Annotated in this window: 18 protein-coding genes; 5 read left to right on the forward strand and 13 right to left on the reverse strand. The window is 58.3% G+C overall.

The window, feature by feature from the left end; genetic code table 11:
- Positions 1-60: 60 nt before the first annotated feature.
- Positions 61-792 carry a peptidoglycan meso-diaminopimelic acid protein amidase gene (dpaA, locus tag EPYR_RS13660; RefSeq protein ID WP_012668972.1) on the forward strand — a complete coding sequence of 244 codons (732 nt, stop codon included), beginning with the start codon at positions 61-63 and terminating at the stop codon, positions 790-792.
- Here dpaA and EPYR_RS13665 read toward each other — a convergent pair.
- Entirely contained in the window at positions 763-1,530 is a 768-nt protein-coding gene (locus tag EPYR_RS13665) for a class II glutamine amidotransferase (RefSeq protein WP_012668973.1), read from the reverse strand. The two genes, dpaA and EPYR_RS13665, sit on opposite strands and share 30 nt — an antisense overlap.
- Before the next feature lie 235 nt (positions 1,531-1,765).
- Positions 1,766-2,344, reverse strand: a complete 579-nt coding sequence (gene lpcA / locus EPYR_RS13670; RefSeq protein WP_012668974.1) for a D-sedoheptulose 7-phosphate isomerase — start codon at positions 2,342-2,344, stop codon at positions 1,766-1,768.
- Between the two features lie 207 nt (positions 2,345-2,551).
- On the opposite strand from lpcA, the gene fadE reads away from it, so the two are divergent.
- Positions 2,552-4,996, forward strand: coding sequence for an acyl-CoA dehydrogenase FadE (gene fadE, locus EPYR_RS13675; protein ID WP_012668975.1), 2,445 nt, complete (start codon positions 2,552-2,554; stop codon positions 4,994-4,996).
- A 33-nt stretch (positions 4,997-5,029) separates the two neighbouring features.
- On the opposite strand, the gene mtnK is transcribed toward fadE, so the two are convergent.
- The gene (mtnK, locus tag EPYR_RS13680) at positions 5,030-6,229 is read right to left on the reverse strand and encodes an S-methyl-5-thioribose kinase (protein WP_012668976.1); all 1,200 of its coding nucleotides are present in this window, start codon (positions 6,227-6,229) and stop codon (positions 5,030-5,032) included.
- A 114-nt stretch (positions 6,230-6,343) separates the two neighbouring features.
- Between mtnK and mtnA the strand changes: the two genes are divergently transcribed.
- Entirely contained in the window at positions 6,344-7,375 is a 1,032-nt protein-coding gene (gene mtnA, locus EPYR_RS13685) for an S-methyl-5-thioribose-1-phosphate isomerase (RefSeq protein WP_012668977.1), read from the forward strand.
- A 51-nt stretch (positions 7,376-7,426) separates the two neighbouring features.
- On the opposite strand, the gene EPYR_RS13690 is transcribed toward mtnA, so the two are convergent.
- The 5 genes from EPYR_RS13690 to EPYR_RS13710 all read right to left on the reverse strand — a co-directional run bounded on the left by EPYR_RS13690 (position 7,427) and on the right by EPYR_RS13710 (position 10,249).
- Positions 7,427-7,969, reverse strand: a complete 543-nt coding sequence (locus EPYR_RS13690) for a 1,2-dihydroxy-3-keto-5-methylthiopentene dioxygenase (protein ID WP_012668978.1) — start codon at positions 7,967-7,969, stop codon at positions 7,427-7,429.
- The gene (mtnC, locus tag EPYR_RS13695) at positions 7,966-8,655 is read right to left on the reverse strand and encodes an acireductone synthase (RefSeq protein WP_012668979.1); all 690 of its coding nucleotides are present in this window, start codon (positions 8,653-8,655) and stop codon (positions 7,966-7,968) included. The genes EPYR_RS13690 and mtnC overlap by 4 nt, the downstream gene beginning before the upstream one ends.
- Positions 8,652-9,266, reverse strand: coding sequence for a methylthioribulose 1-phosphate dehydratase (locus EPYR_RS13700; protein ID WP_012668980.1), 615 nt, complete (start codon positions 9,264-9,266; stop codon positions 8,652-8,654). The genes mtnC and EPYR_RS13700 overlap by 4 nt, the downstream gene beginning before the upstream one ends.
- A gap of 448 nt (positions 9,267-9,714) precedes the next feature.
- Positions 9,715-10,002 carry a type II toxin-antitoxin system RelE family toxin gene (locus EPYR_RS13705; protein WP_012668982.1) on the reverse strand — a complete coding sequence of 96 codons (288 nt, stop codon included), beginning with the start codon at positions 10,000-10,002 and terminating at the stop codon, positions 9,715-9,717.
- A 4-nt stretch (positions 10,003-10,006) separates the two neighbouring features.
- On the reverse strand, positions 10,007-10,249 hold the full coding sequence (locus EPYR_RS13710) for a type II toxin-antitoxin system Phd/YefM family antitoxin (RefSeq protein ID WP_012668983.1): 243 nt from the start codon (positions 10,247-10,249) through the stop codon (positions 10,007-10,009).
- 421 nt (positions 10,250-10,670) lie between these two features.
- Here EPYR_RS13710 and EPYR_RS13715 point away from each other — a divergent pair, with 421 nt between their 5' ends.
- A complete protein-coding gene (locus tag EPYR_RS13715) occupies positions 10,671-11,831 on the forward strand; it encodes a pyridoxal phosphate-dependent aminotransferase (RefSeq protein ID WP_012668984.1) in 1,161 nt (386 codons plus the stop codon).
- The gene (locus EPYR_RS13720; protein WP_041474033.1) at positions 11,819-12,592 is read left to right on the forward strand and encodes an amidohydrolase; all 774 of its coding nucleotides are present in this window, start codon (positions 11,819-11,821) and stop codon (positions 12,590-12,592) included. Before EPYR_RS13715 ends, EPYR_RS13720 begins: the two co-directional genes overlap by 13 nt.
- On the opposite strand, the gene EPYR_RS13725 is transcribed toward EPYR_RS13720, so the two are convergent.
- From EPYR_RS13725 to EPYR_RS13745, 5 genes are read right to left on the reverse strand one after another with little or no spacing between them, the layout of a single operon-like run.
- Positions 12,576-13,901 carry a nucleobase:cation symporter-2 family protein gene (locus tag EPYR_RS13725; protein ID WP_012668986.1) on the reverse strand — a complete coding sequence of 442 codons (1,326 nt, stop codon included), beginning with the start codon at positions 13,899-13,901 and terminating at the stop codon, positions 12,576-12,578. The genes EPYR_RS13720 and EPYR_RS13725 overlap by 17 nt on opposite strands.
- A gap of 32 nt (positions 13,902-13,933) precedes the next feature.
- Positions 13,934-14,269, reverse strand: coding sequence for a hydroxyisourate hydrolase (gene uraH, locus EPYR_RS13730; protein ID WP_012668987.1), 336 nt, complete (start codon positions 14,267-14,269; stop codon positions 13,934-13,936).
- A complete protein-coding gene (gene uraD / locus EPYR_RS13735; protein ID WP_012668988.1) occupies positions 14,266-14,760 on the reverse strand; it encodes a 2-oxo-4-hydroxy-4-carboxy-5-ureidoimidazoline decarboxylase in 495 nt (164 codons plus the stop codon). The genes uraH and uraD overlap by 4 nt, the downstream gene beginning before the upstream one ends.
- Positions 14,757-16,016: an allantoate amidohydrolase gene (gene hpxK, locus EPYR_RS13740; protein WP_012668989.1), complete on the reverse strand. Its 1,260-nt coding sequence runs from the start codon at positions 16,014-16,016 to the stop codon at positions 14,757-14,759. The genes uraD and hpxK overlap by 4 nt, the downstream gene beginning before the upstream one ends.
- On the reverse strand, positions 16,016-17,251 hold the full coding sequence (locus EPYR_RS13745) for a pyridoxal-phosphate-dependent aminotransferase family protein (RefSeq protein WP_012668990.1): 1,236 nt from the start codon (positions 17,249-17,251) through the stop codon (positions 16,016-16,018). The genes hpxK and EPYR_RS13745 overlap by 1 nt, the downstream gene beginning before the upstream one ends.
- Positions 17,252-17,271: the final 20 nt, after the last annotated feature.

Genomic DNA, 17,271 nt, shown 5'->3' on the forward strand with positions numbered 1-17,271 from the left:
ATTGTATTTAACAGGCGCTTTTCGGCGCTGCTTTTCCCTCCTACTTTCAAGAGAAACAGAATGGGCAAAATCGCACTGCTGATTGCGATGATTTTCCTGCCAGCCGTTGTCTTCGCCAGCGTACCCGATGCGGTTACGCCTCTGGCACCGGTAAGCAAAGAACTAAGAAAACAATTAATCGGTGTTCCCGTGTATCTGCAAATCTTTAAGGAAGAGCGTACGCTGGAGCTGTACGGCAAAATTGGCAATGAATACCGTTTACTCAACAGTTACCCCATCTGCAAGTTTTCCGGGGGGCTCGGCCCGAAACGCGTACAGGGTGATTTCAAAAGCCCGGAAGGGTTTTACAGCGTGAGTTTGTCGCAGCTGAAGCCTGACAGTCGTTTCTACCGTGCGATTAACGTTGGTTTTCCCAATGAGTACGATCGCCAGCAGGGCTATCAGGGTAAATACCTGATGATCCACGGCAGCTGCGTGTCAATCGGCTGCTATGCCATGACAGATGCTTATATGGACGAAATATATCACCATGTGGAAGCCGCGCTGCGCAATGGGCAACCGCGAATCGAGGTGAGTATCTATCCGTTCCGTATGACCGAGAGCAACATGCAGCGCCACCGCTACTCGACCTATATTAACTTCTGGAAGCAGCTACAGCCTGGCTACGCGCAATTTGTGCAGACTAAGCAACCCCCTGCCGTTGCCGTCAGTGCCGGTAAGTACGTCCTGAGCCGCCCGCTTAACAGCTCAGCCGCTCCGGCATCAGCCCTCGCGCTCTCCCAGGTAAAATAGCGCCCATTCGCCTGGCGCAATCTTGTGCCAGGTTTCATTCGCCGTCAGCGGCTGTGTGGCCACCACGGTAACCACGTCGTTCGGCGTGGTCTGCTGCTGAAAATCAATTTCCACGTCCTGATCCAGCAGCTTGGCTTTACCGAATGGCGCACGCCGGGTTATCCAGAACAGATTGGTTGAACAGAAAGCCATCAAATAACGGCCGTCTGACAACAGCATATTGAATACCCCTTTTTCCCGCATCTGCTGCGCCAGCTCGGCAATATAGCGGAACACCGCCGGCCAGTTGCCCGGCGTGCGCGGATAACGCGTGGTCAGCTGATGCAACAGCCAACAAAATGCCTGCTCGCTGTCGGTTTCCCCCACCGGACGGTACGGGCCGGTATCAAGGTTTTTATAGCCTCGCAGCTGACCGTTATGCGCATAGGTCCAGTTGCGGCCCCACAGCTCCCGGGTAAACGGATGAGTATTCTCCAGCGACACTTCGCCACGGTTAGCCTGGCGGATATGTGCCACCACCGAGCGCGATTTGATGGGGTAGTCCTGTACCAGGCGGGCAATGGGCGACTGGAAACTGGGCTGTGGATCTTTGAACGTGCGGCAGCCTTTCCCTTCATAAAAGGTAATGCCCCAGCCATCTTTATGCGGACCGGTTGCGCCACCGCGCTGTACCAGCCCGGTAAAGCTAAAACAGATGTCCGTCGGGACATTGGCGCTCATCCCGAGCAGTTCGCACATAGGGATACCTCATAACCAATACGGCAATAGCGTTTGAGAACGGAATTTTACGGTTAATTTCGCGTGACATAAAGCGGCAACCGGGGTCATATCCACCAGCTTACCTCAGTCGGCGCAGCGGTTGACAATAAATTTGCAGGGGGCAGATTTAAACGCCCTTTACAACAGGCGTACAGCCGACGGATGAGCTTTATCAGGAAACTCACCCACCGATAATCGTCAGCGATAATAAAGATTATTTTACCATCTCTTTTTCAATCAGCAGCATCAGGATATGGATCACTTTAATGTGAATTTCCTGAATACGGTCGGCATAGCCGAAGTGCGGCACGCGAATTTCCACGTCCGCCAGGCCGTCCATTTTCCCGCCGTCTTTACCGGTCAGGGTGATAACCTTCATGCCCTGAGCGCGCGCGGCTTCAACCGCCTTGATGATGTTCGCTGAGTTACCCGAAGTTGACAGCCCCAGCAGAACATCTCCGGCTTTACCCACCGCTTCGACATAGCGCGAGAAAACATAGTCATAGCCAAAATCATTACTGACGCAGGAGAGATGGCTGACATCAGAGATGGCAATCGCCGGGTAGCCGGGACGGTTTTCACGGTAACGGCCGGTCAGTTCTTCTGCGAAGTGCATCGCATCACAATGAGAACCGCCATTGCCACAGGAGAGGACTTTGCCACCCGCTTTGAATGAATCAGCCAGTAACACCGCCGCGCGCTGAATGGCCGCGATATTTGCCTCATCACTGAGAAATTTATTCAGCGTATCTGCCGCTTCGTTCAGTTCGCTACGGATAATGTCCTGATACATAGGGGGATGTCCTCTTAGGGAAAAATTCTCGCCAGAGTCTATCAAGTTGCCGCAGAGGCGGAAAGTAATAAGCCTGACGGAGGCGGGGATCTCACCGCTTTGTGAGCCAGGTAGTAATTATTATCTAAACAGATTGCGGCCAGCGAGAGGGTCATCTAAACCTGTAGTTAACAGGTCAGACCACTTACTACTTACGGAGCACAGGTTATGATGGTTCTCAGCATTATGGCGACGATGATCGCGCTCGGCGTCCTGTTTTATCACCACATCAACCTTCAGGCTTCCAGCGCAATTCTGCTGGTGTGGGCCGCTGCTCTCGGCTTTGCCGGGCTGTGGACGTTATGGCTGCTGCTACCGCTGGCCGCTATGCTGCTGGCGCTGAATCGGCCTGCAATACGCCGCCCGCTGCTGGCAAAACCGGCGCTGGCAGCCTTCCAGAAAGTGATGCCGCCAATGTCGCGCACTGAAAAAGAAGCCATTGATGCCGGAACCACCTGGTGGGAAGGGGATCTGTTTCGCGGTAAGCCGGACTGGGAAAAGCTGCATAACTACCCACAGCCGCGCCTGACCACGGAAGAACAGGCATTTATCGATGGTCCGGTGGAAGAAGCCTGCCGCATGGCGAATGATTTTCAGATAACTCACGAAATGGCGGATCTGCCGCCCGAACTGTGGGCGTACCTGAAACAGCAGCGCTTCTTCGCGATGATTATCAAGAAGCAGTACGGCGGGCTGGAGTTCTCCGCTTATGCCCAGGCTCAGGTGCTGCAAAAGCTGGCGGGCGTTTCCGGCATTCTGGCGATCACCGTCGGCGTACCTAACTCCCTGGGGCCGGGGGAACTGTTACAGCATTACGGCACGGAGGAACAGAAGGATCGCTATCTGCCACGCCTGGCACGCGGCGAAGAGATCCCCTGCTTTGCGTTGACCAGCCCGGAAGCGGGTTCCGATGCCGGTGCCATCCCGGATACCGGCGTGGTATGCATGGGAGAATGGCAAGGGGAACAGGTTCTCGGCATGCGTCTGAGCTGGAACAAGCGCTATATCACCCTGGCCCCGATAGCCACGGTGCTCGGCCTGGCGTTTAAACTTTCCGATCCACAACACTTGTTAGGGGAAGAGGAAGAGCTGGGTATTACCTGTGCGCTGATCCCCACGCAAACCCCTGGTGTTGAGATTGGCAAACGCCACTTCCCGCTCAACGTACCGTTCCAGAACGGCCCCACCCGGGGTAAAGATATTTTTGTACCGCTCGACTTTATTATTGGTGGCCCGACGATGGCCGGCCAGGGCTGGCGCATGCTGGTCGAGTGCCTGTCGGTGGGGCGTGGCATCACCCTGCCGTCTAACTCCACCGGCAGTTTGAAAAGTATTGCTCTGGCAACGGGTGCTTACGCCCATATCCGCCGTCAGTTCCACGTATCCATTGGCAAAATGGAGGGAATTGAGGAACCGCTGGCACGCATTGCCGGCAACGCCTACGTGATGGATGCCGCCGCATCGCTGATTACCAGCGGCATCATGCTGGGCGAAAAACCCGCCGTCCTGTCAGCCATCGTGAAATACCACTGCACCCATCGCGGCCAGCGGGCAATTATCGATGCGATGGATATCGCCGGCGGCAAAGGCATTATGCTGGGTAACAGCAATTTCCTCGCCCGCGCCTATCAGGGTGCACCGATTGCTATTACCGTGGAGGGAGCCAATATTCTCACCCGCAGCATGATCATCTTCGGCCAGGGGGCGATCCGCTGCCATCCGTATGTGCTGGATGAGATGGCGGCCGCACAGAATAATGACGTGGCGGCGTTTGATAAAGCCCTGTTCAGCCATATCGGCCATGTCGGCTGCAACAAGATGCGCAGCCTGTGGCTGGGATTAACCGGCGGGCGTACCAGCGCCACGCCAACCCGTGATGCCACACGCCGCTACTATCAGCACCTGAACCGCATCAGCGCCAACCTTGCGCTGATCTCGGATATGTCGATGACGATCCTGGGCGGCAGCCTGAAACGGCGTGAGCGCATTTCAGCCCGACTGGGCGATGTGCTTAGCCAGCTCTATCTGGCATCGGCAGCGCTCAAACGCTATGAGGATGAGGGGCGCAATGAGGCGGATCTGCCGCTGCTGCACTGGGGCATACAGGACGCCATGCATCAGGCAGAAACGGCAATGGACGATTTGCTACGCAACTTCCCCCACCGCCTGCTGGCCGGGTTGATGCGCGTGCTGATTTTCCCCACCGGGCTGCACTGTCCTGCACCCTCCGATCGCCTCGATCACCAGCTGGCGCAGATCCTGCAAGTCCCATCGGCTACCCGTACCCGCCTGGGGCGCGGCCAGTATCTGACGCCGGGCGAGAATAACCCGGCAGGGCAGCTGGAAGCGGCATTACAGGATGTGATAGCGGCAGAAGCTATCCACGACCGCCTGTGTCAACAGCAGAAAAAGCATCTGCCGTTTACCCGCCTTGATGCGTTAGCCGCAGAAGGATTGCAGGCGCAGTGGATCACGCCGGAAGAGGCCGATATCCTGATCCGTGCTGAAGCCAGCCGCCTGCGTTCAATCAACGTCGATGAGTTTGCGCCGGATGCGCTGGCCGTCCGGCCGGAGAAAGAGGCGCGGGCAGCACCGAAGATTGCCGCAGCATAACCGCGAGGGGGACATTGTCCCCCCGCACTTTCCTTAGCCGTTCTGGCGAATACGCGCAATCAGCGCTTCGACATCCGCAACGTGGTCAGCCAGCAGGATCAGACTGCGGCCCAGCGTTATCGCCTGGCGCACGCACTCAACGCGCATCGCCTCATCTTTAATGCCTTTGATATCCGCCACCTGCGACATGCCCACGGTGCGACGAATCAGCTCGGTGCCGCTGTAGCCGATGGTATCGCGCCATATCTTAACCAGGAAAGTGCTGGCATAGCCCGGTACGGCCAGCGCTCTGTCGCGGCTCTTCCCGGCTGCCAGCGCGAGAAAACCTTCAGCAAAGCTCTGCCACAGCTGGCGTACGTCGTTCAGGCGTTTTTCACGCGCATCGGCCGCCTCACGCGGAGGCAGAAGCCCCGGCGCGGCGCAGTAGCTAATCAGCAAATTACCCAGCGCGCTGCCGATATCAAAGCCCATCGGGCCGTAGAAACCAAATTCGGCGTCGATCACCTTGAGCTTACCTTCAGCAACAAAAATGGAGCCGCTGTGCACATCGCCGTGCAGCAGCGCTTCGGCATTGCTGAAAAAACGGTGTTTTAATCCGGCAACCGCCACCCGCAGCTCGCGGTCTTCACGCAGCGCTTCCGCCAGCGGCTCCAGCGCACGCGGATAGCCATTACGCGCATGGACTTCATAAGGTTCATTAAAGAACAGCTCTTCGGTAATGTCGCACAGCTCCGGGTTAGTAAAGCGAATAACGTCCGCTTTTTTCTGACGGGGATGCTGGAAGAAATCAGAAGTATGGAACAGCGTCTGCGCCAGATAATCTCCCAGCTGCCGTGCCGCCTGCGGCCAGTCGACGCCTTTTACCAACTCAGTGCGCCAGATAGCATGATCGGAGAGATCTTCCATCACCGTCACCGCCAGCAGCGGATCGTAATGCAGAATGTTGACCGTATGCTGCGGGCAGAATTTGCCATGCTCAATCAGCACTTCGGCCTCCAGCCGGGCGCGATCGAGGGTCAGCGGCCAGGATTCCCCCACGCAGCGCACCCAGGGCAGCGCCTGCTTGACGATCACCCGGCTTACGCCCGCCGTATCGAAAACCCTGAATACCAGATTCAGATTACCATCGCCCACTTCCAGCGCGTCGACCAGACTGTTGGGATTATCCACGCCGCCAAACTGGCGAGCATATTCCACGGCATCAGCTGCGGCAAACGTACGGTATTGCGCCATAACCTGTCCCTCAAAAATAAGCGATGATTCGTTATAATAAGCCGTTCAGACGTCTATACATCCGCCAGCCATGTTGGCACAATAACCCGCAGTAAATCAACCAGGATTTAATCGATGCAAACACTCAGCACCACCAGCCTGAAGATACGTGACAACCAGCTCTGGATCCTCGATCAGCAGGCGCTGCCGCAGCAGAAAATCTGGCGCCCGACGGCAGATGTCAATCAACTGGTTGGCCACATCAAGGCGCTGCGCGTGCGCGGTGCGCCGCTGATCGGCCTGTCTGCCAGCCTGCTGCTGGCACTGCTGGCGGAAAACGGCATGGCTAAAGCCGCACTGGCCGAAGCGCTGGAGGTACTACGCGCCGCACGCCCGACGGCAGTTAACCTGATGAACAACCTAGACCGCATGAAGCAGGCGCTGGCGCAAAACGACTTTATCAACGCAATGAGTACAGAGGCGCTGCGCCTGATCGACGAAGATAAAGCGCTGTGTGAGCGCATCGCCATCGCCGGTAGCGCACTGATCCCCCCCGGCAGCCGTCTGCTGACCCATTGCAACACCGGAGGGCTCGCCACCGCGGGCGTTGGCACGGCACTGGGCGTGATTGCACGCGGCTGGCAGCAGGGCAACGTTGCCAGCGTCTGGGTGGATGAAACCCGCCCGCTGTTGCAGGGTGGCCGCCTGACGGCCTGGGAGTTGGGCGAACTGGGCATCCCCTACCGCCTGATCTGCGATTCGATGGCCGCCAGCCTGATGGCGCGCGGGGAGGTGGATGCAGTCTGGGTGGGCGCGGATCGGATCGCGGCGAATGGCGACGTGGCGAATAAAATTGGCACCTACAGCCTGGCGGTGCTGGCTGATTATCACAATATTCCATTCTATGTTGCCGCCCCGCATACCACGCTGGATCGCGCCTGCCCGAACGGTGACGCCATCCCCATTGAGCAGCGGGCAGCCAGCGAAGTGACCGGCGTCAGCGGCAGTTTTGGCACCGTGCACTGGGTGCCTGAAAACGCGGCGGTATACAACCCGGCATTTGATGTCACTCCCGCCTCGCTGATTAGCGGCTGGGTGCTGGATAGCGGCGTGGTAACGCCGGAGCAGGTTCGGGCGGGTGAATTTTCACCGCATCGTCAAGGGTAACAAACCGGGGCAACCGTGCATATATCACGGTTGCCCCGCGTATTGTCCCGTTTAAGGCAGGCGCGGATAGCCGTCCGCAATCGGATCGCCGGTAAATTTAGCGATCCAGCCTTCCTGATTGTCGAAGATGCGGATGGCAGTAAAGTGCGGTGAGGATCCCATATCAAACCAGTGTGGAGTCCCTGCCGGAACCGAGATCAGGTCATTTTTTTCACACAGCACCTGGAAAATATGCCCGTCAAGATGCAGGCAGAACAGCCCCGCCCCTTCGACAAAGAAGCGCACTTCATCTTCTCCGTGAGTATGTTCAGAGAGAAACTTGCTGCGCAACGCCTCCTTCTGCGGGTTGTCGGCACGCATGCTGATCACGTCCCAGCTTTGGTAGCCTTTCTCCGCCACCAACCGGTCAATAGCATGCTGATAGGCATCGATTACCGTCTCTGAGTCAGGGTTATCCCCCAGGTCGCGGTCGGCATGCCAGCGTTCAAAGCGCACCCCTTTGCTGCGCAGCTTTTCAGCCATTTCAGCCGCATCCATGCTGTACCATACCGGGGTGGTCGCTTCACTATCGGTAAAAATAGTCAGTGCACTCATGAGTTCAACAGCTCCTGGTTAATCCGATCAAAATCGGTGACCTGACGATGGCGGCTTGCGTTATCCGCCGCGCCGCGTATTAACTGCACGGTATGCCAGCCCGCATCCCGTGCGGCGTCCAGCTCCTGATGGATATCGGACAAAAACAGCAGCTGCTCTGCGGGCAGGCCAATCTGGCTGGCGATATTGTGATAAGCATCCACTTCGCGTTTGGCACCCACATGGGTATCAAAATAGCCGCTGAACAGCCCGGTGATATCACCGGCATCGCTGTAGCCAAACAGTAATTTCTGCGCCGCCACCGAACCGGAGGAATAGATATACAGCGCCAGCCCCTGCTGCTGCCAGCGCTTCAGGGCGGGTAGCACATCCGGATAAAGATGGCCGGTAAAACTGCCGTTGAGATAGCCGTCACGCCAGACCATCCCTTGTAACGCCTTCAGCGCGGTGGACTTACGATCCTCAGCCATAAAGCCAAACAGCACGTCGATAAGCTCCTGCACCGTAGCCTGTGGGCGCGCAACCTCCGCGCGCAGCTGGTCGAGCACCTGCACCACCGCCGGCTGCTGCTGGTTACCGCTGATAAATGACGGCAAATTTTCGCGGGCGTAAGGGAACAGCACGTTATGCACAAAGCGAATATCGCTGGTGGTGCCTTCAATATCGGTGACGATAGCGCGGATCATGGTTTCTCCAGTAAGCGGCGTTGTAATTCACACTGGAACAGAAACTCCAGCCCTTCAAGATGGCGACGCGCTTCATTAACGTCTTTACCCCAGCAGGTCAGCCCGTGGCCGCGCAGCAGGAAACCGTAGCGCAATGGCCGCGCGGCGGCAAACTGTTCAATACGCCGTGCCAGCGCGTCGATATCCTGGTCGTTATCGAACAGGGCTATCGATACGCCGTCGAGGTGCGAGTGTTGCCCGGCCAGCGTCTTCTGCATTTCGTAACCCCGGAGCACCAGCGCCGCGCCCTGCTCCACCCGCGACAGCACGGTAGAGTTGACCGTATGGGTATGCAGCACCGCCCCGGCGTCAGGAAACAGGCGGTAAATCAGGGTATGCAGTCCGGTTTCCGCCGAGGGTGTGCGCCCTGACGGCACGCGGTTACCGGCAATCTCCACCTGAATAAAGTCATCACGCGTCAGGCTGCCTTTGTCCTTGCCGGACGCGCTCAGCAGGCAGGTGTGCTCATCCTGGCGCAGCGACATATTGCCGCCGGTCGCCGGGGCCCAGCCGCGCTCACCAATCCAGTGACAGGCGGCAACCAATTGATCTAACTGTTCGCTTTGCGTCATGCCATTCCCTTAAACCCAGGCTGAAGCGTTCGCACCCGCAGCACGAAGCCCAGCAACTACAGACGTCTAAGCGTCTTGATTGCCAAATACTAGCATCCTGTGGTGGTGAAATGAAGGGAGAATTATTGCGTTGGAATGCGTGATAGCACGCCCGCCGGGAAGGGTATTTCCCTTCGTCTGGCTGGATGCAATCCACGACAAAATCCGCGAAGATGGGCATTATCAAAGCAACGTGGTTTACACCGTTCTCGCACTGAATCTGTGGGGTTAATGAATGCGTAAGAAAATGGACGATACCGAACCAGAGCTGGAATTTGATATTGTCCCGGTTGGCGATTTATTTGGAAGGTTGACCCTGTAAGGTAATGACGTTGTAGTGATTTTTTAACGTGACACAGAATTATTAACGCTCTCTGATAAACATCAAGACGATCGGAATCGGCGTCAATCACCGCAACCTTTCGCTTGCAAGTTTATATGCCTGGCTGCGCTCTCTTTTTCCAACAGCTACCACAGCTATAATCAGCTCTTCATCAATAACCTGATATACCAGCCGAAAGCCGGAAGACCTGAGTTTTATTTTGTAACATCCCGCTATTCCCGTTAGCCTGGCTGAAGGTACATGCGGATTTTCACGCAATTTTTTAAGTTTTTTACTAAATTGCTCCCGAACGGCACTGTCCAAACCATGCCATTCTTTCAGGGCTTCTGCCCTGATTTTAACCTTATAAATCAACTTTTTAGTCCAGATCGAGATCTATCAGAGGTTGATTTTCACGCGCTTTAACCAGCGTGACCAGTTCCTGATCGTCTATCACTTCCAGCATGCGCTCATAGAGTGGTGCAGGGATGCAGTAGAAAGCGGGCTGATTGCGGTTGAGAATCGCTACAGGAAAGCCGCAACCGGCATCAACTGTAGCCATCGGATTCTTTTTAAGCTCGCTTACGCTTGCACTGGTATCACTAAGAATGAGATTTGCCATGACGCTTCCCTAAAAGACCTGTTGAGAGGTTTTAATATAGTTGCTATAAGACCTGTAAACAAGTCTCCAGGTAACATTTAATTATTTCGGCAGAATGGGCGTTTTACTGGAAAGCCCACCGATTCTCCAGCTCTTAAAGAGTCCGTTACCCTGCAAACGCGTGAACACCGTCTGTCTGTTCGCAAAGTCTGTGCAAAGTTCACTATCCCTGCTTTTACCGGTTAATCAGTGGAAACGACGGTATGATGAAAGGGTTTTGAAGCTCACCAACTTGATGACATGCGGGCTGATATACTCGAAAATGTTAAATTCGGTAATATCATTATACCTCATTGATTTAAGTCAGTTTACTGACAGCATGTTATATTGGAAGCAATACCAACTTCCCACAAATTACCGCGTTGCATAAGGGTTATTACAGATGAGCCAGACGTCGTTCACCCCAGAAAGCAAACTGCCCGCGCTGGGAACCACTATTTTCAGCCAGATGAGCGCGCTTGCGCAGCAGCACAACGCCATTAATCTGTCGCAGGGTTTCCCGGACTTTGACGGTCCAAACTATCTGCAACAGCGCCTGGCGCATCACGTCAATCAGGGGGCTAACCAGTATGCGCCGATGACCGGCGCGCCCGCTCTGCGTACCGCGATAGCGAAAAAAACCGCCGAACGGTATGGCTACACGCCCGATGCCGACAGCGAAATCACCGTCACCGCCGGGGCGACGGAAGCCCTGTATGCGGCGATCACCGCGCTGGTTCGGGCGGGCGACGAGGTTATCTGTTTTGACCCGAGCTACGACAGCTACGCGCCAGCCGTAACGCTGGCAGGCGGCGTGCTGAAGCGCATCGCGTTGCAGCCGCCGGAATTCCGCGTTGACTGGCAGGCATTTAAGGCGCTGCTGTCACCGCGCACCCGGCTGGTTATCCTCAATACGCCGCACAATCCATCCGCCACCGTCTGGCAGCAGAGCGATTTTAACGCCCTGTGGCTGGCAATCGCCGGGCAGGAAATCTACGTACTCAGCGATGAAGTGTATGAGCATATCTGCTTTGACGCCAACGGCCACGCCAGCGTGCTGGCGCATCAACAGCTGCGTCAACGTGCTGTTGCCGTCTCTTCCTTTGGCAAGACCTTTCATATGACCGGCTGGAAAGTGGGCTACTGCGTGGCGCCTGCCGCGTTAAGCAGCGAAGTGCGCAAAGTACACCAGTACCTGACCTTTTCGGTGAACACCCCGGCGCAGCTGGCGATTGCCGATATGCTGGAGCAGGAACCGGCGCACTACCGCGAACTGCCTGAATTCTATCGCGCACGCCGTGACCGCTTCGTGCAGGCGCTGGCGCGCAGCCGTTTTACCCTTCTGCCCTGTGAAGGCACCTATTTCCTGCTGGCGGACTACAGCGCCATCTCCAGCCTGGACGATGTGGCGTTCTGCCAGTGGCTGACCAAAGAAGCGGGCGTGGCGGCCATTCCGCTGTCGGTCTTCTGCGCTGACGCCTTCCCGCATAAACTTATCCGCCTGTGCTTCGCCAAACAGGAAGCCACGCTGGATGCTGCCGCGGAGCGCCTGTGTCAACTTTAAAACTTAGCGTATTACAGCAGCCGCTGGTATGGATGGACGGCGCGGCGAATCTGCGCTTTTTCGACGGGCTGCTGGCGGATATCCACCAGCGCGACCTGATCGTGCTGCCGGAGATGTTTACCAGCGGTTTCGCGATGGAGGCCGCTGAACGTTCGCTGCCGCAGCCAGAGGTGGTTGCCTGGTTACAGGAAAAGGCGCATCTCGCCAATGCAATGATCGCCGGCAGCGCGGCCATCCGTACGCAACAAGGCGCGGTTAACCGTTTCTTTCTGGTGGAGCCTGCTGGTACGGTGCATCACTACGACAAGCGCCACCTGTTCCGCATGGCGGGTGAACATCAGCATTATCTGGCGGGCAGCCGCCGGGAGATCGTCACCTGGCGCGGCTGGCGCATTTTACCCCAGGTGTGTTACGACCTGCGCTTTCCGGTGTTTTCACGTATCCGGGATGACTATGATTTAGCGCTGTATGTGGCCAACTGGCCGGCGGCGCGCGCGCTGCACTGGCAGGTGCTGTTGCAGGCGCGGGCGATTGAGAACCAGGCGTACATCGCCGGGTGCAACCGCGTTGGCTGCGACGGCAACGGGCATCAGTACAGCGGCGACAGCCGCATTATCAGCCCGCAGGGTGAGATTCTGGCGGCCGGGGAAGCCCATCAGTCCGCGCGTCTCGACGCCGACCTGTCGCTGGACGCGTTACGCGACTACCGCTCGCGCTTCCCGGCGTGGCGCGATGCCGACCGCTTTAACCTGCCGGAGTAATGGCCTTTTCAGCATCCGGGGCCTTTACCCGATTAAACAGCAAATTCAGCGTGACCGAAATCAGGCAGGCCGCGCTGATGCCGGAGTGGAAGATAGTGCGAACCCAGCCGGGGAACTGGTCATAGAACGATGGCATCACGATCGGGATCATGCCGAAAGCAATCGACGTAGCGACAATCACCAGGTTCATATTGTCTTTGTAGTCGACTTTCGCCAGGGTACGAATGCCGCTGGCCGCCACGGTGCCAAACAGCACCACCCCGGCACCGCCGAGCACCGGCATCGGGATTGATGCCACCACGCGTCCGAGTATCGGTAAAAAGCCGAGCAGCAGCAGGATCACGCCCCCCGCCGCGACGACAAAACGGCTTTTCACCCCGGTCATCGCCACCAGCCCGATATTCTGGGCAAAAGCACTTTGCGGGAAGGAGTTAAACAGCGGAGCCAGCGCGCTGGTCAGCATATCGGCACGTAGCCCTCGGGTAATGCGCCTGCCGTCAACCTCGCTGCCAATAATGTCGCCAATGGCCAGCAGCCCGGCTGTAGTTTCTGTCAGCAGCACCAGTACGATCAGCGTCATCGACACAATCGCCGCCACGTCAAACACCGGCATACCAAAATTCAGCACCCCCGGCAGCGCCAGCCACGCCCCCTGCGCCACCGCGCTAAAGTTGGCCTGCCCGGTGAACAGGGCAATCACCGTTCCCACCGCCATCGCCAGCAGTACCGCCAGCCGTTTAATGGCCGCATTGCCCACCCGGTTAAATAACAGCACCAGCGCCAGCGTCAGCGCCGCCAGGCCAATATGGTGAGGCGATCCCCAGCCGGGTAACTGCGGGGTGCCCCCCATCGCCCAGCGTGCCGCTACCGGCATCAGCGATAAGCCGATCACGGCGATCACCGTACCGGTCACCAGCGGCGGAAAGAAGCGAATAATATGAGCAAACAGCGGCGTCATCAGCAGGCCAATCAGCGACGAGGCGATCACCGCGCCAAATACCACCGGCAGGCCACCACCGCCCGTCACCAGCGTGACCATCGTGGCCACCCCGGCAAAAGAGACGCCCTGCACCAGCGGCAGACGCGCACCAAATCCCGGCAGGCCCAGTGCCTGTAGCAGCGTGGCGCAGCCGCTGACAAACAGCGCGGCGGTCACCAGCATCCCCAGCAGGCTGGCATTCAGTCCGGCGGCGGCGCCAATAATCAACGGCGGGGCAATAATGCCGCCATACATAGTCAGTACATGTTGCAAACCCCAGGCAAAAGCTTTACCTGGCGGATAACGCGTATCTTCTGGCCCGACGCTCATAGTTTGCTGCCTTCTGTTGGTTTATCGCCCGATCAGCTGCCGCGGTAAGTTGACCATGACCAGGGGGAGATCAAAAAAGGTAAGTGGTAATGGCCACCGTGCGCCGCGATAGCGAAATCAATCTGCGCGCTGAGATACAGCGCCTCTCGTCCGGCAGCGGCAAAGTAATCGCCGATGGCCGCCGTCAGGCGGTAGCGCCCGGCGGCCAGCGGTTGCGGCGTCAGATCGCCGAGACGGCCGTCGGCGTTGGTCACGCCCTGCGCCAGCGGCAGCCAGCCTGCGGCGCTCTTCTGCTCAAGCAGCATGGCCACCCCGGCGGCCGGTTTTCCCAGCGCGGTATCAAGAATATGCGTACTGATGGTGCTCACAGAAAAGTCTCCTTCAGGCGTAATAGTGTGATTTCGCGCAGCTGATGGAGAGCTTCCTGCTGCTCCTGCTGCGTATCGTTTTGCAGACGGCGTTGCAGCTCTGCCAGCATCTGTTCGCCGCTGCGCCCTTTGGCGCGGATCAAAAACACCCGGCCAAAACGCCGTTCGTAGGCGGCATTACCCACTGCCAGCGCCTGCTTCAGCGCCGTGTCCGCTTCATTCACCTCTCCCTGTTCCTGGCGAGACAGCTGCGCCTCTCTGCCTGCACCCGCCGCACGTTCACCAATACGCGGATGCGCAGACAGCGCCTGGGCAAGCGCAACACCGTCCCAGCGCTGTGACAGACCGTCAGCCACGGCAAGTAGCTCATCCAGCGAACGACAGAGACGCGCTGTCACCAGCGAGGCAACCCAGTCCGGCAAGGCCACGCAGTGAGAAATCGCCCGCTGCGCATCGGCGGCGCTGGCCTGATTGAACTCGCTCAGATTCATTTTCCCGCCACCTCGCTCACCATCTGCACCCAGGCCTGTAGTGCTTTTGCCACATCGTCCACCGCCACCGACTCTGCCGGATGATGGCTGATACCGCGATCGCAGCGCACAAACAGCATGCCCACCGGCCAGCGTTCTGCAATGGCAATCGCATCGTGGCCCGCGCCGCTCGGCAGCGACAGGCTACGCCCCTGCACCGCCGTCACCGCACGCGTCAGGGCGCTTTGCAGCGCCTCATCACAGCGCGTGGCGGGGATCTGATAGTACTCGTCCGCGCTGAAACTGAGACCGCGCCGTTGGGCAATCGCCTCTGCCTGGATCAGCAGCTCGGAGAGCAGTTCAGCCAGCGGCTGATCCTGTGGGCCGCGCACATCAAGAGTCAGGGCGACCTCTCCGGGAATGACGTTTACCGCGCCGGGCTGGCACTGCAAACTACCGACCGTTGCCACCAGCTGCGGGCTGTGCTGCGGGGTGCGCTGTTCGATAAACACCATCCATTCGGCGGCGGCGGCCAACGCGTCTTTGCGGTGGCTCATCGGTACCGTACCAGCATGCCCGGCCTCACCCACAAAGCGGCAGTTGAGGCGACGTGCGCCGTTGATCGCCGTCACCACGCCCAGCGCCAGCTGCTCCTGCTCCAGCACCGGCCCCTGCTCAATATGCAGTTCGAGGTAGGCAACGAAATCTTCGACGTCACGCGCCGCCTGCCAGATGCGTCCGGCATTCAGCCCACAATCCTTCATCGCCTGCGCCACGGTAATGCGGTTACCGTCCGGGTGCGTTACCCAGCTCTCCGGCCAGGTGCCGGTCAGGCCACGGCTGCCGAGCAGGGTAATGCCAAAGCGCGTACCCTCTTCGTCGGCAAAGCCGATAATCTCAATCGCCAGCGGCAGCCGCTCGCCGCGATCGTGCAGAAACTGCACGGCTTCAATCGCCGCCAGAACGCCGAGCATGCCATCGTAGCGCCCGGCGTTGCGTACGGTATCAAGATGAGAACCCAGCAGCAGCGCCTTCGCTTCCGGCCGCTGCCCTTCATAACGGCCACAGATATTGCCCACGCCGTCCTGCCACACCTGCATCCCTGCCGCCTGCATCCACTTACCGACCAGCGCGTTGGCACGCAGATGCTCCGGCGACAGATAAACGCGGGTCAGGTATTGCGGGGTTTCACTGATTTCTGCCAGCGCATCGCAGCGGGCCATGACGCGATCGGCCGCCGCCGCCGCCATCGGGGCATTCATCAGGCAGTCGCTCATCAGCAGCTCCCGCGATAGTGATCCCAGGCAGCCTGTAGAGCAGCCCCCTGTGTGGTGCGGAAACCAAGATGGGTCAGCACCGATTCCAGCGCGCTCAGCGTCAGCATCACGCAATCTTTACGCGCGTTGTAGCCCATGGTGCCAATGCGCCAGACCTTACCGACCAGCGGGCCGAACGAGGTGCCGATTTCAATGCAAAAATCCTCCAGCATCAGCTTGCGCACCTGCTCGCCATCAATACCGGCCGGGATCATCACGCCAAGCACGTTATTCATTTTATGTTTCAGGTCGCCAAAGGTTTCCAGCCCCATGCCCTGTATCCCTTTAAGCATGGCGTCACCGTGCAGCTTATGACGGGCGATGCCGTTATCCAGCCCCTCTTCGAGGATCAGCCGGGCGCATTCGCGTGCGCCATACAGCGCGCTGGTGGCTTCGGTATGGTGGTTAAGACGCTCCGGCCCCCAGTAATCCATGATCATGCCGAGATCGAAATAGTTGGAGTAGATCATCTCATCCTCACCGTCCTGGTGAGCCGCCGTGCGTATCCCGGCTTCGACGCATTTGCGCTGGCGGATCGCCGCTTCCATAGCCGGGCTGAGCGTGATCGGAGAGGTTCCCGACGGGCCGCCGAGACATTTCTGCATCCCGACCGACACCGCATCCAGCCCCCAGGCATCGGTCTCCAGCGCGTTACCGGCCAGCGAGGCGGTGGCATCGGTATAGAACAGCACCCCGTATTTGCGGCAGATTGCCCCCAGCTCTTCCAGCGGTTGCAGCATGGTGGTGGACGTGTCGCCCTGCACCGTCAACAGCAGGCGCGGCTTCACGCGCTTAATGGCATCTTCAATGCGGTCCGGGGTAAACACTTCGCCCCAGGGCACTTCAATGGTGTGCACCTCGGCACGGCAGCGGCGGGCAATTTCGCACAGCAGATGGCCAAAACGGCCAAACACCGGCACCAGCACCTTATCGCCGGGACGGATGGCGGACAGCAGGACAGACTCAATGCCGGCGCGGGAGGTGCCGTCGACAAGCAGCGTCCAGCGGTTTTCAGTACGGAATACCGCACGATACAGCGCCATCACCTCATTCATATACTGTGTCATCGCCGGATCGTACTGGCCAAGCAGCTGGCTCGACATGGCGCGCAGCACGCGCGGATCGGCGTTGATCGGCCCCGGCCCCATCAGCAGGCGCTGCGGCGGGTTGATTGGCAAATAGTTTGATAAGTCCATGCGTTCAGTCCTTCTTGTCA

The organism is Erwinia pyrifoliae DSM 12163 (genome assembly GCF_000026985.1).
GTDB classification, from domain to species: domain Bacteria; phylum Pseudomonadota; class Gammaproteobacteria; order Enterobacterales; family Enterobacteriaceae; genus Erwinia; species Erwinia pyrifoliae.

Excerpts from the sequence above, each read along its gene's own strand:
- dpaA (WP_012668972.1), top strand. The coding sequence starts at position 61 with ATGGGCAAAATCGCACTGCTGATTGCGATGATTTTCCTGCCAGCCGTT.
- EPYR_RS13665 (WP_012668973.1), bottom strand. The coding sequence starts at position 1,530 with ATGTGCGAACTGCTCGGGATGAGCGCCAATGTCCCGACGGACATCTGT.
- lpcA (WP_012668974.1), bottom strand. The coding sequence starts at position 2,344 with ATGTATCAGGACATTATCCGTAGCGAACTGAACGAAGCGGCAGATACG.
- fadE (WP_012668975.1), top strand. The coding sequence starts at position 2,552 with ATGATGGTTCTCAGCATTATGGCGACGATGATCGCGCTCGGCGTCCTG.
- mtnK (WP_012668976.1), bottom strand. The coding sequence starts at position 6,229 with ATGGCGCAATACCGTACGTTTGCCGCAGCTGATGCCGTGGAATATGCT.
- mtnA (WP_012668977.1), top strand. The coding sequence starts at position 6,344 with ATGCAAACACTCAGCACCACCAGCCTGAAGATACGTGACAACCAGCTC.
- EPYR_RS13690 (WP_012668978.1), bottom strand. The coding sequence starts at position 7,969 with ATGAGTGCACTGACTATTTTTACCGATAGTGAAGCGACCACCCCGGTA.
- mtnC (WP_012668979.1), bottom strand. The coding sequence starts at position 8,655 with ATGATCCGCGCTATCGTCACCGATATTGAAGGCACCACCAGCGATATT.
- EPYR_RS13700 (WP_012668980.1), bottom strand. The coding sequence starts at position 9,266 with ATGACGCAAAGCGAACAGTTAGATCAATTGGTTGCCGCCTGTCACTGG.
- EPYR_RS13710 (WP_012668983.1), bottom strand. The coding sequence starts at position 10,249 with ATGGCAAATCTCATTCTTAGTGATACCAGTGCAAGCGTAAGCGAGCTT.
- EPYR_RS13715 (WP_012668984.1), top strand. The coding sequence starts at position 10,671 with ATGAGCCAGACGTCGTTCACCCCAGAAAGCAAACTGCCCGCGCTGGGA.
- EPYR_RS13725 (WP_012668986.1), bottom strand. The coding sequence starts at position 13,901 with ATGAGCGTCGGGCCAGAAGATACGCGTTATCCGCCAGGTAAAGCTTTT.
- uraD (WP_012668988.1), bottom strand. The coding sequence starts at position 14,760 with ATGAATCTGAGCGAGTTCAATCAGGCCAGCGCCGCCGATGCGCAGCGG.
- hpxK (WP_012668989.1), bottom strand. The coding sequence starts at position 16,016 with ATGAGCGACTGCCTGATGAATGCCCCGATGGCGGCGGCGGCGGCCGAT.
- EPYR_RS13745 (WP_012668990.1), bottom strand. The coding sequence starts at position 17,251 with ATGGACTTATCAAACTATTTGCCAATCAACCCGCCGCAGCGCCTGCTG.